The sequence below is a fragment of the Streptomyces sp. NPDC029216 genome (assembly GCF_040648015.1).
Taxonomy (GTDB): domain Bacteria; phylum Actinomycetota; class Actinomycetes; order Streptomycetales; family Streptomycetaceae; genus Streptomyces.
Genome location: NZ_JBEZWL010000195.1, coordinates 1 through 11331, shown reverse-complemented (window position 1 = coordinate 11331; position 11331 = coordinate 1). Strand labels below are relative to the sequence as shown.

Genomic DNA, 11331 nt, shown 5'->3' with positions numbered 1-11331 from the left:
CGCGTCGCTTCGCGATGGCCTTCGGCCACCCTTGACAGCCCGCCCCGCCCCGGAAAGACAAGGACTGTCGGGAAGCCCCCAAAGGAACGGTCCGGTCCATCAACGGGCATGCGGCCGGATCAGCGATGAGGCGAGCAGGCCGGGTTCGGCAGACCGGGCATCCGGCCCCTGAGATCCCTGATTCCGGACCAGGGCCCGCCCCAGATCGCTACGCGCTCCTCCCGTCTCAGCGTCCGACGGCCGTCCTGGGCCGGGATGACGTCCCCGTCGTCCTGTGGTGCAGGTACAAGCCCAAGACGGCCGCCGGACGCCGAGAAATGAGGAGCGCGTAGCGATCCGATGCGCCTGGCGGGCCCGGAGGACGATTTCATCGTCCTTGGGTGCGGGGATCGGCCCCAGACGGGCGGCGGACGCCGAAATATGGGCAGCGCGTAGCGATCTGGGGCGTGGGTTGCACCGGGGCCCGGATCAGGATCTGGAGGGGCCGGATGCCCGGCGAGGCGGACCCGGCCTGCTCGCCTCATCGCTGAGGGAGCCGCATGGCCAATGAACAACCGTCCCGTTCCTTTGGGGGTTTCCCGGCAGTCCTTGTCTTTCCGGGGCGGGTCGGGCTGTCAAGGGTGGCCGAAGGCCATCGCGAAGCGACGCGACCGAAGGGAGCGCCCTTGACCGACCGGCCCGAACCGGAAGGACAGTGGGACTGACGGGAAAGCCCCAAGGCTGCTCTGAGACCGCCCACCGGGACCCCGAACACCCCCGACCCCGCCCCGCCGCGCCGTCCCCCCTCCTTGACTTCCCCCACCCGCGATATATCGTGTCTCACAGAAGACGCGATATGTTGCGTGCGGCATCACGGCATCGCGGCATCGCCGCGCCGCACGCAACGCCATCGCGTAGTCAGCCCACGAGGAGGAGCAGCACCATGCCTGAGCAGATGACCTGGTCCGTCCCCGCCCCCCAGCGGCTCACCTTCGAGCAGCCCGTCACCGAGCTGCGCGTGCGCGTGGTCGGCGGGACCGTGAACGTCGTCGCGGCCGAGGACGGCCCCGCCCGGCTGGAGGTCACCGAGGTCGACGGGCCCCCGCTGCACGTGGTGCAGGAGGGCGGCGTGCTCACCCTGTCCTACGAGGACCTCCCCTGGAACGGTTCGCAGGGCTTCAAGAAGTGGTTCGAGGGCAAGCCCTGGAAGGCCTGGTCCGGCTCCTCCCCGGACGGCCGCAAGGCCTGGGAGCGCAGCGTCACCGTCACCCTGGCGGTCCCCGCCGCCACGGCGGTCCAGCTGGCCACCGTCAGCGCCACCGCCTTCGTCTCCGGCATCTCCGCCGCCACCGAGGTCAACGGGGTCTCGGGCGACGCCACCCTGGTCGGCCTCTCCGGGCGGGTCAAGGCGCACACCGTGTCCGGCAGCGTCGAGGTGCAGTCCGTCACCGGTGAGCTCGGCTTCCACTCCGTCTCCGGCGGTCTGACGGTGGTCGACGGCGCGGGCGGCAGCGTACGGGCCGACTCGGTCAGCGGTGACATGCTCATCGACCTCGCCCTGGACCCGGCGGCGCCCAAGCCGGTGGACATCGTCCTCAACTCCGTCTCCGGCCAGGTGGCGATCCGCCTGCCGCAGCCCGCCGACGCCAAGGTCGAGGCCAACACCGCCACGGGCAGCGTCTCCAACGCCTTCGAGGACCTGCGGGTCACCGGTCAGCTGGGCGCCAAGCGGATCACCGGCACCCTCGGCAAGGGCTCCGGCACCCTGCGCGCCACGACCGTCTCCGGGTCCATCGCCGTGCTGCGCCGCCCGCAGGCCGACGCCGACGCCGGCCCCCTCCAGCTCGACAAGAAGGTGCTCTGACATGCCGCCCGTCTTCGCCCACGGCCGCCTCCGCCTCTACCTGCTCAAGCTGCTGGACGAGGCGCCCCGCCACGGGTACGAGGTGATCCGCCTGCTGGAGGAGCGCTTCCAGGGCCTGTACGCGCCCTCGGCCGGCACCGTGTACCCGCGGCTGTCGAAGCTGGAGACCGAGGGGCTCGTCACGTACGCCACCGAAGGCGGGCGCAAGGTGTACTCGATCACCGAGGCGGGCCGCGCCGAACTGGCCGACCGGGGCGGTGAACTGGCGGACCTGGAGCTGGAGATCCGCGACTCGGTCTCCGAGCTGGCCGCCGAGATCCGTGACGACGTGCGGGGCGCCGCCGGTGATCTGCGCCGTGAGATGCGGGCCGCCGCCAGCGCCTCGGCGACGCCGGTCGAGGACGAGTCCTGGAAGGCGGCCAAGGAAGAGCTCCGCAAGGCGAAGCAGGAGTGGAAGGAGCAGGCCCGCCGCGCCAAGGACGAGAGCCGCAGGGCCCGCGAGGAGGCCCAGCAGGCCCGCCGCCAGGCCAAGGAGGCCCAGGAGCGGGCCCGCGAGGAGGTCCAGCGGATCGCCGCCCAGCTCCAGGAGCAGTTGAGCAGGACGGGCGGGGTCTTCGGCAGCCTCGCCGGGGCCTGGCTGGGCAACGGCACCGCCGCCGCGCCCGAGACGCCCACCGCCCCCGGCCCCTCGGGCTCGGCCTGGGCCGAGGACCTGGCGCCCACCGCCGACCCGGCGCGGGACCTGGACCGGCTGCTGGACCGCTTCCGCGACGACGTCCGCGACGCGGCCCGCGACCACGGTGTCACCCCGGCCCAGCTGGCCGAGGCCCGCGCCCACCTGGCGGCCGCCGCGGCCCGGATCGAGGCGGGTCTGCGCCCCGGGGCGTAGTCAGGCCGCCGCGAGGCCGGTTTCGGCCGTCGCGTAGGTGACTCCGTGGTCCGCGAGGGCCTCGGAGACCGTGCCCGGGCGGGAGATCAGGGCCAGGAGCAGGTGCGGGGTACCGATGTGGCGGTCCTTGCGGCCCAGGGCGATGCGCAGGGACTGCTCCAGGGTCTTCTTGGCGCCCTGGGTGAGGGGAAAGTGACGCTGCTGCGGTTCCGGGAGGCCCAGGACCGTGCGGAGGGAAGAGCCCATACCCCGCCTGCGGGGGGCGGGGGTGGAGAGGGCGCCCGCGCCATGGGTCTGCTCGATCCGCGTGACGATCTCCGAGAGGTCGATGCCCAGGCCGGCGAGGGCTTCCTCGTCCGCCCGGGACATCCCTCCCCGGCGGCGGCGCGCTGCGAGGTCGGCGGCGACGGCCGCGCCGTCCACGCCCAGCGGCTCCAGGGCTCCCCGGTCCAGCAGTGACAGCAGCAGGTGTTCCTCGGTGACGGTGTCGGCACCGGCGGCGCGTGCCTGCGCCACCGCGCCCGCCACCGCGTAGCGCGCGTCGTGCGTGAAGCGTTCGAACATCAGAGCCTCCCATGCTTCTTGTGCACGGCCTGCCGGCTGACGCCGAGTTCGGCCGCGATCTCCTGCCAGGACCAGCCCTGTGCGCGGGCGCTGCGTACCTGGACGGCCTCCAGCTGCTCCAGCAGCCGTCGGAGGGCGGCCACGGCACGCAGGCCCACGCGCGGGTCCCGGTCTCCTGCCCGTTCGGCGAGATCGGTGGCTTCGGTCATGCGTGTCAATGTAGGTTGACATGGGAGGGGTGTCAACCCTGATTGACACGATGTGCGCTCAGACGGTGAGGACGATCTTGCCGAACAGGTCGCCGGACTCCAGGCGTGCGAAGCCCTCGCGGGCGCGGTCCAGGGGGAGGGTCTCGTCGATGACCGGGCGGACTCCGGTGGCCGCGCAGAAGGACAGGAGGTCCTCCAGTTCGTCCTTCGTGCCCATCGTCGAGCCGACCACCTTCAGCTCCAGGAAGAAGATCCGGGTCAGTTCGGCGTGTGCCGGCCGGTCGCCGCTGGTCGCGCCGGAGATGACCAGGGTGCCCCCGGGGCGCAGGGACTTGACCGAGTGCGACCAGGTGGCGGCGCCGACCGTCTCGATGACCGCGTCCACCCGCTGCGGCAGCCGCGCGCCCGGCTCGTAGGCCTCCAGCGCGCCGAGCTCCACCGCGCGCTTGCGCTTGGCCTCGTCGCGGCTGGTGGCGAAGACCCGCAGGCCCGCCGCCTTGCCCAGGACGATCGCGGCGGTGGCGACGCCGCCGCCCGCGCCCTGGACGAGCACCGAGTCCCCGGGGCGGACCCCGGCGTTGGTGAAGAGCATCCGGTACGCCGTCAGCCAGGCCGTCGGCATGCAGGCGGCCTCCGCGAAGGAGAGTTCGGCGGGCTTGCGCAGGACGTTCCAGGCGGGGACGCTGACCTGCTCGGCGAAGGTGCCCTGGTAGCGCTCGGTCAGGATCGAGCGCGGCTCGTCCGGGCCGACGCCGTGGCCGCTCTGGCCGATCACGGAGTGCAGGACGACCTCGTTGCCGTCCTGGTCGACGCCGGCCGCGTCGCAGCCGAGGATCATGGGCAGTTTGTCCGCGTCGAGACCCACCCCGCGCAGGGACCACAGGTCGTGGTGGTTGAGCGAGGCGGCTTTGACGTTGACGGTCACCCAGCCGGGCCGGGCCTCGGGAGCCGGGCGTTCGCCCAGTTCGAGGCCGCTCAGCGGCTGGTCACGGTCGATTCGGGCGGCGTAGGCAGCGAACATGGCGCCAGAGGCTACCGGTCGGTAGGGCCCATGACCAGGGGTGAGGGCGTGTCCATGGGTCGGACTGGAAGCGGAGCGAGGCCCCTCAACTACCGTGAGTGCCAGGCGGTTTGTGCCCGGTGATAGGGCTAAACGGAATAGATCGTCGGGGTCTGGATGGGGGTAATATTCAGGCCATGCGGTGGCTCGTCATGAGCGTGTCACGTGCCCCGCATTCTCCTTCTGCGTTCCCGGGGCGCCCTTCGCGCGCTCTTTCCGCGCGCCCGGTCGTACCTGGTCGTGCCTGGTCGAGCCGGTGAGGAGGCCTACGGCCGGCCGCGGCGAAGGACCCGGGACGTCCCCTCCCCGTTCGGGGGCGGGGAGGGTGCGTTCCCCTGCGCGGCGGCCCTCCGTACACGAAGAGGCCCGGCCGGATCACTCCGGCCGGGCCTCACCCGTTCGGCCCCCGCGGGGGCCCGTCCGCCGCTCAGGCGAGGCGGGCCACCCCGTCGGCCTTCGCCGCCGCGGCGACCGCGGCCGTGACGGCCTCGGCGACGCGCTCGTCGAAGGGCGAGGGGATCACGTAGTCGGCGGCGAGCTCGTCACCCACGACACCGGCGATGGCGTCGGCGGCGGCGATCTTCATGCCTTCGGTGATCCGGGTCGCGCGGACCTTCAGGGCACCCGCGAAGATGCCCGGGAAGGCCAGCACGTTGTTGATCTGGTTGGGGAAGTCCGAACGGCCCGTGGCCACGACCGCCGCGTACTTGTGCGCGACCTCGGGGTGGACCTCCGGGTTCGGGTTGGCCATGGCGAAGACGAAGGAGTTCCGCGCCATGGAGGCCACGGCCTCCTCGCCGACGGTGCCGCCGGAGACGCCGATGAAGACGTCCGCGCCCGCGAGGGCCTCCTCCAGCGTGCCGCTGCGGCCCGTCTTGTTGGTCAGGCCCGCGATCTCCGCCTTGACGTCCGTCAGGTCGGTGCGGTCCGCCGAGACGACGCCCTTGCGGTCGGTGACGCAGACGTCGCCGATGCCCGCGTCCACGAGGATCTTGGCGATGGCGATGCCCGCCGCGCCGGCACCCGAGATCACGGCGCGCAGGTCCCCGAGGGTGCGGCCGGTGAGCTTGGCCGCGTTGCGCAGGGCGGCCAGCGTCACGATGGCCGTGCCGTGCTGGTCGTCGTGGAAGATCGGGATGTCGAGGGCCTCCTGGAGGCGCCGCTCGATCTCGAAGCAGCGGGGGGCGGAGATGTCCTCCAGGTTGACCCCGCCGAAGGACGGCGCCAGACGGATGACCGTCTCGACGATCTCGTCCGTGTCCTTGGTCGCGAGCGCGATCGGCACCGCGTCCACGCCGCCGAACTGCTTGAACAGGATCGCCTTGCCCTCCATCACGGGGAGGGAGGCCTCGGGACCGATGTCACCGAGTCCGAGCACGGCCGTACCGTCGGTGACGACGGCGACCACGTTGGACTTCCAGGTGTACTCGTTCACGAGCTCGGGCTGCTCGGCGATGGCGGTGCACACCTTCGCCACGCCGGGCGTGTAGGCCAGGGACAGGTCATCCTTGTCCTTGACGGGCACGGTGGCCTGGATGGCCATCTTGCCGCCCCGGTGCAGCGCGAAGACCGCATCGGGGTTGTTGTCCGTCGCACTGTCACTGCGAGGGTTGACGATCTCGGCTGCCACTTCTTGTGACCCCTTAAGTCCTTGTGTTCATTGAGGGTGGCCACTCCTGGTTAAGGGGTGGGCGGGCACCGCGTTCGTACTCCGCATCGACGGTTGGCCCGTCTCCGCGAAGGGGAGGTTCGTACGCGCGGGCGCGCCGCACGCGCGCCCTGAGCCCCGGATGAGGGGTGTAAGGATCTGTTCTACCCGAAGAGCACACGCCCAGACGAGTCGATTCCGGGCTGATCGTAGGTTGCTTGTCCCGGTTTTGGCTAAAAGTCCAAAGGTCTCTGTCCAGCAGTCGAGACGCACCGCAAATAGTGAGGCGAAAGTGCCAGGTCACGACGGTTTGTGCGGCTCCGATGGACCTTGCCCGCAGTCCTGTTGGGTAGTCGGTGGCGCCCGTTATCTGATTTTGACCTCACGGGCACCCTGAATGCGCCAGTCCGAATGGCAAGATGCCGTAATCACACAAGGTCGCGGCACTCGATGGTGCGTGCCTCGATCTGTTCTCGGATGCTTTTCCACCCCCGTCGGAGGAACCAGCTCATGACCGCAAGCATCACCCGTCGTACGACCGCCGCCCGGTCCCGGATCGCCGCGGTCGGCGCGATCGCGGTCGCCGGCGCCCTGATCCTCACCGGCTGTGGCGACCAGACCGACAAGTCCTCCTCCGGCACGGGCACGGCGGACACGAGCGCCCCGCTCTACTCCAAGCTCCCGAAGAAGATCCAGGACGCGGGTGTCATCAAGGTCGGCTCGGACACCGCCTACGCCCCGATGGAGTACGTCGACAACGGCAAGATCGTCGGTGTCGACCCGGACATCGCCGAGGCGCTCGGCAAGCAGCTCGGCGTGAAGCTCCAGTTCACCTCCGGCACCTTCGACGGCCTGATCACCTCCCTGGAGACCGGCCGCCAGGACGTCGCGATCTCCTCGATGACGGACAACAAGAAGCGCCAGGAAGGCCTCGACGACAAGGGCGCGAAGATCGGCAAGGGCGTCGACTTCGTCGACTACATGTCCTCCGGCGTCTCGCTCCTGGTCAAGAAGGGCAACCCGGACAACATCAAGTCCCTCGACGACCTCTGCGGCAAGACGGTCGCCGTCCAGCGCGGCACCATCTACGAGGACACCTTCAAGGCCCAGGCCGAGAAGTGCGGGGACAAGAAGCTCACCATCGAGGCCTTCGACACCGACGCCGAGGCCCAGACCCGCGTCAAGGCCGGCGGCGCCGTCGCCGACCTGAACGACTTCCCGGTCACCTCGTACATCGCGAAGACCTCGGGCGGCGGCAACGACTTCGAGGTCGGCGGCCAGCAGTCCGACGTCGGCCTCTTCGGCATCGCGGTCTCCAAGGAGAACACCCAGCTCCGCGACGCCCTCAAGGAAGCCGTCGACGCCATCATCAAGGACGGCTCCTACGCCAAGGTCCTGGAGAAGTGGAACGTGAAGGACGGCGCCGTGCAGTCCGCCACGATCAACGCCGGCAAGTAAGACCGAAGCGCTCCACTGAAGGGCAGTCATTGTGACTGACAAGATCGACAAGGGTCCGGCCGACACTCCGCCGGCCGGGCCCGGCGCCTCGGGCACCACCCCCTACGAGGCCATCAAGGCAATCCCCGTACGGCACTACGGCCGCTGGATCAGCGCCGTGGTCGTCGCCGTACTGCTGGCGTGGCTCGTCTACGCCTTCTCCCAGGGCAAGATCATCTGGGGGACGGTCGGCGACAAGCTGTTCGACTCCTCGGTCATCACCGGCCTCGGCAACACCGTCATCATCAGCATCACCTCGATGGCGCTGGGCCTCGCGCTCGGCATCCTGTTCGCGGTGATGCGCCTCTCGAAGAACCCGGTCACCAGCTTCGTGGCCTGGCTGTACATCTGGTTCTTCCGCGGCACCCCGGTCTACGTGCAGCTGCTGGTCTGGTTCAGCCTCCCGCTGATCTTCCAGTACATCAACCTGGGTCCGATCTACAAGAACGAGACCGTCGACGTCATGACGCCGTTCATGGTCGCCCTCCTGGGCCTCGGCCTGAACGAGGGCGCCTACATGGCGGAGATCGTCCGCGCGGGCATCCAGTCCGTCGACGAGGGCCAGACCGAGGCCTCGCACGCGCTCGGCATGACCCAGACGCAGACCATGCGCCGCGTCGTGCTCCCGCAGGCCATGCGCGTGATCATCCCGCCGACCGGCAACGAGTTCATCAACATGCTGAAGACCTCCTCCCTGGTCTCGGCGGTCCAGTACACCGAACTCCTGCGGGCCAGCTCCAACATCGGCAGCACCGCCGGCGCGGTCATCGAGATGTACTTCGTCGCCTCCATCTGGTACCTGGCCCTGACGAGCGTCTTCAGCGTCGGCCAGTACTACCTGGAGCGCCGCTACGCCCGCGGCTCGCTGCGCAGCCTCCCGCCCACCCCGTTCGAGCGGCTCAAGGCCAACCTGAACATGTTCCGCCGTACGGAGGTGGCGAAGTGACCGCCCAGCCGATGGTCAAGGCCGAAGGCGTCCACAAGTCGTACGGCGCCGCCCACATCCTGCGCGGCATCGACCTTGAGGTCGCCCCCCGCGAGGTCTTCTGCCTGGTCGGCCCGTCCGGCTCCGGCAAGTCCACCTTCCTGCGGTGCATCAACCACCTGGAGCGCATCAACGCCGGCCGGCTCTCGGTCGACGGCCACCTGGTGGGCTACAAGCAGAAGGGCGACAAGCTCTACGAGCTGAGGGACAGCGAGGTCGCGGCCCAGCGCCGGGACATCGGCATGGTCTTCCAGCGCTTCAACCTCTTCCCGCACATGACGGCCATAGAGAACGTCATGGAAGCGCCCGTCATGGTCAAGGGCGAGAGCAAGGCGGTGGCCCGCGAGCGCGCCGTCAAGCTCCTCGACCGCGTCGGCCTCGGGGACAAGGGCGGGAACTACCCGTCCCAGCTCTCCGGCGGCCAGCAGCAGCGCGTCGCCATCGCCCGCGCGCTGGCCATGGAGCCGAAGCTGATGCTCTTCGACGAGCCCACTTCGGCCCTCGACCCCGAGCTGGTCGGTGACGTCCTCGACGTCATGCGCGACCTGGCCGAGTCGGGCATGACCATGATCGTGGTGACCCACGAGATGGGCTTCGCCCGCGAGGTCGGCGACAACCTCGTCTTCATGGACGGCGGCGTCGTGGTCGAGTCCGGCAACCCGCGCGACGTGCTCGGCAACCCGCAGCACGACCGGACGAAGGCGTTCCTGTCCAAGGTCCTGTAGCCGCTGGACGGTGAGCTGACGGAGGGGCGGTACGGATCCCGTACCGCCCCTCCGCGCTGCCGCCGGAAGATCCTCCTTCGGTCCTAGGGTCTGTCGTAGGACGGGCCGTCGAGATCCGGCCTGCGCCGGTCGCCACCGGGAACCGTCGGGGAGGGTGGTCCGTGATACTTCCCGTACCGCACGCGAGCTCACCCCGAACCCCTCCCGACGTAATACCCTCGAAGCGAGAGCAGCCGTTACCGGCGGCCGCGACCGACCCCAACCCGCAGCCGTAAGGACTACAAGTGGAACTGGCCCATTACTCGGACTATGCCGTGCGCCTGGTCAACACCGAGGAGCCGGCCCGCAACAAGGACGCCCTGACCTCGGCGGACGACGTCCGTGCCCTCTTCGGCCCCAGCGTGCAGATGGCCCGCCGGGTCACCGACACCGACGTCACCCGCTTCCGCAACGTCCGCGGCCGGCTGCGCGCCGTCTTCGAAGCGGCCGACGGCGGCGACCACGTCCTCGCGGTGGACCTGCTCAACTCCCTGCTCATGGAGTTCCCCGTCAGCCCCCAGGTCTCCGGCCACGAGCTCGTCGGCCCCGACGGCCGCCCCGACTGGCACATCCACCTCGCCGACCACCCCTCCAACGCCTCCGCCGGCTACGCCGCGATCGCCTCCTTCGGGCTGGCCTTCCACCTCACCGAGCACGGCCCCGACCGGCTCGGCCTCTGCCAGGCCCCGCCCTGCCGCAACGCCTACCTCGACACCTCCACCAACCGCTCCCGGCGCTACTGCTCCGACCGCTGCGCCACCCGCGCCAACGTCGCCGCCTACCGCGCCCGCAAGCGCCTGGAGGCCGAGGAGTCCGCGCGCAGCAGCCGCACCGCCGAAACGGCCCAGGACAGCCGCGCCCTCAGCGAACTCTGATGCGCCCGGCGGGGCCGCAGCCGCAGCACCGCCGTCGCCAGCACCAGCTCGTCGGGGACCGCGCCGTAGTCGGTGCTGTCCCCGGTCTCGTTGAACGGGTTGTCGCCGAGCATCCACCAGCCGCCCGGCCGCCGCTCCGCCGCCCGCTTGACCACCAGCAGGTCCTGCTGGAGCGGATGCCGGAACACCACCACGTCACCCGGCCGGACCAGCGCCCCGTAGCGGACCACCATCCGGTCCCCGTGCAGCAGCGTCGGCACCATCGACGGCCCCGACACCTCCGTGATCCCGATCCGCACCCGCGCCCGCCCGCTCTCCGCCATGTCCGGCCTCCTCGTCCCTGCCCGCATGCTGCCCCACGGCCCCGTAGGTTCGCTCACCAGTCCTCGGCGCAGGCTGGACTTTTGTCCTAAGCCCATAGGGGCGCCCGCGATTTCCGTCTTCTCAGCGAGTAATCTCCACCCTTGAGAAGACGATCACGAGGAGGACCCACTCCATGCTTTCCCGCTTCTTCGCCCCCAAGGTGAAGGTCTCCGCCCACTGCGACCTGCCCTGCGGCGTGTACGACCCGGCCCAGGCCCGTATCGAGGCCGAGTCCGTCAAGGCCGTCCAGGAGAAGTACCAGGCCAACGAGGACGCGGACTTCCGCGCGCGCGCCATCACCATCAAGGAGCAGCGCGCCGAGCTCGCGAAGCACCACGTGTCGGTGCTGTGGAGCGACTACTTCAAGCCCCCGCACTTCGAGAAGTACCCGCAGCTGCACACCCTGGTCAACGACACCCTGAAGGCCCTCTCGGCCGCCAAGGCGTCCAACGACCCGGCGACCGGCGCCAAGGCCCTGGAGCTCATCGCCGAGATCGACCGCATCTTCTGGGAGACCAAGGCCGCCTGATCCAGGCCTTCCCCCGGCAGAACCACCGAGGGGCCCGACCGCATGCGGTCGGGCCCCACCCGAGGTGGGCGCGCCCCGCGGGGGGGGCGGGGCCCGCGCCCGCCC

General features: G+C 70.2%; 12 protein-coding genes. 7 read left to right on the top strand and 5 right to left on the bottom strand.

Going from position 1 to position 11331, the window contains the following annotated elements:
• Nucleotides 1-922: 922 nt before the first annotated feature.
• Together AB0F18_RS36125 and AB0F18_RS36120 are read left to right on the top strand one after the other, a co-directional pair.
• Complete coding sequence (locus AB0F18_RS36125; RefSeq protein ID WP_362068758.1) at nt 923-1843, top strand: DUF4097 family beta strand repeat-containing protein; 921 nt, start codon at nt 923-925, stop codon at nt 1841-1843.
• 1 nt (nt 1844) lies between these two features.
• On the top strand, nt 1845-2732 hold the full coding sequence (locus AB0F18_RS36120) for a helix-turn-helix transcriptional regulator (RefSeq protein ID WP_362068755.1): 888 nt from the start codon (nt 1845-1847) through the stop codon (nt 2730-2732).
• Here the strand turns inward: AB0F18_RS36120 and AB0F18_RS36115 are convergent, their stop codons facing one another.
• From AB0F18_RS36115 to AB0F18_RS36100, 4 genes are all read right to left on the bottom strand, one after another.
• Entirely contained in the window at nt 2733-3296 is a 564-nt protein-coding gene (locus AB0F18_RS36115) for a Clp protease N-terminal domain-containing protein (RefSeq protein ID WP_362068752.1), read from the bottom strand.
• Nucleotides 3296-3505, bottom strand: a complete 210-nt coding sequence (locus AB0F18_RS36110) for a helix-turn-helix domain-containing protein (RefSeq protein WP_042818984.1) — start codon at nt 3503-3505, stop codon at nt 3296-3298. The genes AB0F18_RS36115 and AB0F18_RS36110 overlap by 1 nt, the downstream gene beginning before the upstream one ends.
• Nucleotides 3506-3563: 58 nt before the next feature.
• Nucleotides 3564-4526, bottom strand: a complete 963-nt coding sequence (locus tag AB0F18_RS36105; RefSeq protein ID WP_362068749.1) for a zinc-binding dehydrogenase — start codon at nt 4524-4526, stop codon at nt 3564-3566.
• 466 nt (nt 4527-4992) lie between these two features.
• Nucleotides 4993-6195, bottom strand: a complete 1203-nt coding sequence (locus AB0F18_RS36100) for an NADP-dependent malic enzyme (protein ID WP_362068746.1) — start codon at nt 6193-6195, stop codon at nt 4993-4995.
• A 528-nt stretch (nt 6196-6723) separates the two neighbouring features.
• Between AB0F18_RS36100 and AB0F18_RS36095 the strand changes: the two genes are divergently transcribed.
• The 4 genes from AB0F18_RS36095 to AB0F18_RS36080 all read left to right on the top strand — a co-directional run bounded on the left by AB0F18_RS36095 (nt 6724) and on the right by AB0F18_RS36080 (nt 10334).
• Nucleotides 6724-7671 (top strand): ABC transporter substrate-binding protein, encoded by a 948-nt coding sequence (locus AB0F18_RS36095; RefSeq protein WP_362068743.1) that lies wholly within the window; start codon nt 6724-6726, stop codon nt 7669-7671.
• Nucleotides 7672-7714: 43 nt separating this feature from the next.
• Nucleotides 7715-8656: an amino acid ABC transporter permease gene (locus AB0F18_RS36090; protein ID WP_362068764.1), complete on the top strand. Its 942-nt coding sequence runs from the start codon at nt 7715-7717 to the stop codon at nt 8654-8656.
• 11 nt (nt 8657-8667) lie between these two features.
• On the top strand, nt 8668-9420 hold the full coding sequence (locus AB0F18_RS36085) for an amino acid ABC transporter ATP-binding protein (protein WP_362068761.1): 753 nt from the start codon (nt 8668-8670) through the stop codon (nt 9418-9420).
• A gap of 284 nt (nt 9421-9704) precedes the next feature.
• Nucleotides 9705-10334 carry a CGNR zinc finger domain-containing protein gene (locus AB0F18_RS36080; RefSeq protein WP_362068740.1) on the top strand — a complete coding sequence of 210 codons (630 nt, stop codon included), beginning with the start codon at nt 9705-9707 and terminating at the stop codon, nt 10332-10334.
• Here AB0F18_RS36080 and sodX read toward each other — a convergent pair.
• Nucleotides 10238-10657, bottom strand: a complete 420-nt coding sequence (gene sodX, locus AB0F18_RS36075; protein WP_362068737.1) for a nickel-type superoxide dismutase maturation protease — start codon at nt 10655-10657, stop codon at nt 10238-10240. The two genes, AB0F18_RS36080 and sodX, sit on opposite strands and share 97 nt — an antisense overlap.
• A 173-nt stretch (nt 10658-10830) precedes the next feature.
• On the opposite strand from sodX, the gene sodN reads away from it, so the two are divergent.
• Nucleotides 10831-11226: a superoxide dismutase, Ni gene (sodN, locus tag AB0F18_RS36070; RefSeq protein ID WP_007266490.1), complete on the top strand. Its 396-nt coding sequence runs from the start codon at nt 10831-10833 to the stop codon at nt 11224-11226.
• Nucleotides 11227-11331 lie beyond the last annotated feature (105 nt).

Excerpts from the sequence above, each read along its gene's own strand:
- sodX (WP_362068737.1), bottom strand. The coding sequence starts at position 10,657 with ATGGCGGAGAGCGGGCGGGCGCGGGTGCGGATCGGGATCACGGAGGTG.
- AB0F18_RS36120 (WP_362068755.1), top strand. The coding sequence starts at position 1,845 with ATGCCGCCCGTCTTCGCCCACGGCCGCCTCCGCCTCTACCTGCTCAAG.
- AB0F18_RS36105 (WP_362068749.1), bottom strand. The coding sequence starts at position 4,526 with ATGTTCGCTGCCTACGCCGCCCGAATCGACCGTGACCAGCCGCTGAGC.
- AB0F18_RS36125 (WP_362068758.1), top strand. The coding sequence starts at position 923 with ATGCCTGAGCAGATGACCTGGTCCGTCCCCGCCCCCCAGCGGCTCACC.
- AB0F18_RS36085 (WP_362068761.1), top strand. The coding sequence starts at position 8,668 with ATGGTCAAGGCCGAAGGCGTCCACAAGTCGTACGGCGCCGCCCACATC.
- AB0F18_RS36115 (WP_362068752.1), bottom strand. The coding sequence starts at position 3,296 with ATGTTCGAACGCTTCACGCACGACGCGCGCTACGCGGTGGCGGGCGCG.
- AB0F18_RS36095 (WP_362068743.1), top strand. The coding sequence starts at position 6,724 with ATGACCGCAAGCATCACCCGTCGTACGACCGCCGCCCGGTCCCGGATC.
- AB0F18_RS36110 (WP_042818984.1), bottom strand. The coding sequence starts at position 3,505 with ATGACCGAAGCCACCGATCTCGCCGAACGGGCAGGAGACCGGGACCCG.
- sodN (WP_007266490.1), top strand. The coding sequence starts at position 10,831 with ATGCTTTCCCGCTTCTTCGCCCCCAAGGTGAAGGTCTCCGCCCACTGC.